At 35.9% G+C, this 3418-nt stretch carries 3 protein-coding genes and 1 pseudogene; 3 read left to right on the forward strand and 1 reads right to left on the reverse strand.

Going from position 1 to position 3418, the window contains the following annotated elements; all coding sequences use genetic code 11:
- Positions 1-278: hypothetical protein (locus ACYQ2E_RS11170; RefSeq protein WP_460018139.1), on the forward strand; the 278-nt coding region annotated here is incomplete at its 5' end.
- A 39-nt stretch (positions 279-317) separates the two neighbouring features.
- Entirely contained in the window at positions 318-1331 is a 1014-nt protein-coding gene (galE, locus tag ACYQ2E_RS11175; protein WP_460018140.1) for a UDP-glucose 4-epimerase GalE, read from the forward strand.
- Positions 1332-1549: 218 nt separating this feature from the next.
- Here galE and ACYQ2E_RS11180 read toward each other — a convergent pair.
- Positions 1550-2449 (reverse strand): annotated as a pseudogene (locus ACYQ2E_RS11180) (tyrosine-type recombinase/integrase).
- Between the two features lie 242 nt (positions 2450-2691).
- Here ACYQ2E_RS11180 and ACYQ2E_RS11185 point away from each other — a divergent pair.
- Positions 2692-2865, forward strand: a complete 174-nt coding sequence (locus tag ACYQ2E_RS11185) for a helix-turn-helix domain-containing protein (RefSeq protein ID WP_460018141.1) — start codon at positions 2692-2694, stop codon at positions 2863-2865.
- Positions 2866-3418: the final 553 nt, after the last annotated feature.

The raw sequence follows: 3418 nt of genomic DNA on the forward strand, positions 1-3418 counted from the left end.
AAGAAGAAGAAGGAAAAAGAGAAGAAAAGGAGAAAAGAGGGAAAGGAGATGAGAAAAAGAGAAAGAAAAAAATAATGAAAAAGGAGAAAGAAGGAAAAAAAATTAAAGAAGGAAAGAATGAAAAGAAAAAAAAAGAAAAAAGGAAAAAAAAAAAAAGAAAAAAAGAAAAAAAAAAGAAGAAAAAAAAAAAAAAAAAAAAAAAAAAAAAAAAAGGAGAAAAAAAGAATTTGATAACATACTGTTTATTGACCACTGTCAATGGCTTAAGAGGTCAATAAGTCGACAATAAGCCAATTTTTAGAAGATAGGAAAATATCATGACTAAAGTATTAATAACAGGAGGCCTAGGATTTATCGGCTCTCACACAACGATTGAACTATTACAAAACGGATTTGATGTAGTTGTTGTTGACAATCTGATAAACAGTAAGATTGAGGTTTTGAAGCGCATTGAGCTGATTTCTGGAAAGACACCAAGGTTCTACAAGGTGGATTTGTGCGATAAAGAAGCCTCCGAGAAAGTTTTCAAGGAAAACACCTTTGACGCAGTGATTCATTTTGCAGGGTTAAAATCTGTTGGAGAATCTGTCCAAAAGCCTTTGCGTTATTATGAAAATAATATTACTTCAACTTTGAATCTGATAGACTTCTGCTTAAAGTATGATGTCGAGCATTTAGTTTTCAGTAGTTCAGCGACGGTTTATGGGGTTCCTGAAGAGTTGCCCCTGTTTGAGACGAGTCGTGTGGGGATTGGGTTGACAAATCCTTATGGCTGGACGAAATTTATGATTGAACAAATGCTGCAAGATGTCGCAAAAGTTAATCCGCAGCTTTCTGTAACTTTGCTGCGTTATTTTAATCCGATTGGGGCGCATGAATCCGGTTTGATAGGCGAAGAGCCTGCAGGAATACCGAATAATTTGCTGCCGTATGTTTCGCAAGTTGCAATTGGAAAACTAAAGCAGGTCAGCGTATTCGGCAATGACTATGATACGCCGGATGGAACGGGTGTACGTGATTATATTCATGTCATGGATTTGGCGAAAGGGCATATTGCCGCACTAAACCACGAGCATAAAGGAGTTGAGATTTATAATTTAGGCACAGGACGCGGTGTGTCGGTTTTGGAGTTGATTCGGACTTTTTCTGAAGCTGTGGGCAAAGAGATTCCTTACAAGATTATGCCGCGTCGGGCTGGTGATGTCGCAAGTTGCTATTCAAATGCTGACAAGGCGAAAGAAGAGCTTGGATGGACTGCTGGGAAAACACTTTTGGAGGCTTGCTGTGATGCCTGGAGATGGCAGAGTAAGAATCAGAATGGTTTTGAGTAGATTTATCTTCGATTTCCTAATGCAAGATTTAATAGTGAGTATGTCAGCGGTGTTCGCAAGTGATAGGGCCCCGAGCGGGAACTGTAAGTGGTAATATAACGAGAGAAAACACAAAATGGATAACTGTTTTCTTTTATTCTGTTATTTTGGATGAATTGACAGATAAAACAATCAAAGTGCAGAAAACCCACCAATTTTTGGAGGATTTTCTATACACTTTATTTTTTAAATCCATGTTTCTTTAAGACTTCAATCTTCCGAGTCGACGAGACCTCGGTATAAATTTCGGTAGTCGATATGCTGGAATGACCCAAAAGCTCCTGAATATCCCGCAAATTTGCTCCATTATTGAGTAATTCGGTGGCGAAGCTATGCCGAAGATAATGAGGAGTTGATTTTTCATTAATTTTGGCCAAGTTACAATACTTGCTATAGATATTCTCTATGCCGTAAATAGAAAGCCGTGAACCGTATTTATTTAGAAATACGGCATTTTCTGTTTTCAAAGGATGATAGTCTTCACGAACAGAAAGATATTCCTTTAAAATATTCCTGTCCTCAGCGTTTACAAGATAAAGAATACGTTCTTTTCAATTTTTTCCATGAATAATAATTTCGCCAGTAGATAAATTTATATCCTGTAACTGCATTTTACTCAACTCACTAATTCTCAAGCCGACATTAACAAGAACCGTAAGAATTGCTAAATCTCTCTTTTGGTCGCGAAATTTTTGCGGCTTGCGAGGCTTTATTTTTTCAACAGTTCGGAGAAGCTTCAAAGTCTCCTTATGACTTATAGTCTTTGGCAATCTTTTTTCCCTACGAATCGTAACATTCGGAAGTTGAACATCCTCAATTACATTTTTTTCGATTAAATATTTGAAAAACAGTTTGAGAGTCACAAGCTTTCTCTTTTTCGTACTTGACTGATAGTCTGGGGTTTGTTCAATAAATTTTAAGTATTGGATAATGCTTTTTGAAAGACCGCCATTTTCTTCACGTTGGTAATTCAAAAATTTATTGAGGTCGGTCCTGTAGGCTTTTAACGTATGCTGTGATAAATTTTCCAATTTTTTTTGGGCAAGAAAACCCTTTACAATTCTGGTGATGTCTCTCAATTTTCCTGCAAAATAATATTTTTATTAAATTTTATTTTTCTGCGACTAAGCGCTTATTTATTTCATTACATATAGTCAGTTCAATGCTGACAGTACCTGTTTCTTGCCATTTTCTCTTTCATTTCGTAAAACGAGTGATATATTATTTTCGAATGAAATACCTAGAAAAAATAAGAGAGGAGAAGAAGCTTACAATTCCATTTTGGAATCTTTTGCGTTATAATCAAGTCTAGAAGTTTTGAATGGCAAGATTTCTTAACGAAAAAATTCAAGAAGAACGAGTAAAACGAGGACTCCCAACTTACCAGCTTGCAGAAGAGTTGAATTTGTCACAAGGGGCAATTTCGCGCTATGAATCTGGAACGCGAACACCAAGTTTAGAAAATATAGAAAAATTGCTCAGCATTTTAAATTGAGCAATTATGATTTTTTGAGAGAGGAAAAGGAGGTCACAATGGATGAAGCCTATCAGCTAACGGTGAAACAAAAAGAATCTCAAAATTCTATCATTCAAAAGTGATTCAGAATTTATGTGAAACAACAAAACTCCACTAAATTTCTGGCGGAGTTGTTTACACACGGAAAAGGCTGCAATAAACCGACAACATAGACCACTGCTCAATACGAAAACATCTCTTCTCATCATTGTCCCTATCTCCTAGAAGTAGCTGACAACACCTTGCCAATGTTTTCCGATTTTATCGTCAAATGAAATTTTAGCTTTATCACGATAAAACTTATAAATCTCTTTACCAGTTGGCATAATTAAACCTCAATAGATTTTCCAGTGGAAAACCGCAAAATTCAACTAAAAGAATAACTTTTCTTCAAATAGACAGCTATATTTTTGAGATTATTTTCTTTAAGGAGAAAATATTTCTATGGGTGTAGAATATCTAGGAGAAAAACTAAGAGCAATACGTAAAAGTAAGGGCTGGACGCAGACACAGCTTGCAAAGCGCCTGCATC

It is taken from the genome of Lactovum odontotermitis (genome assembly GCF_054658595.1).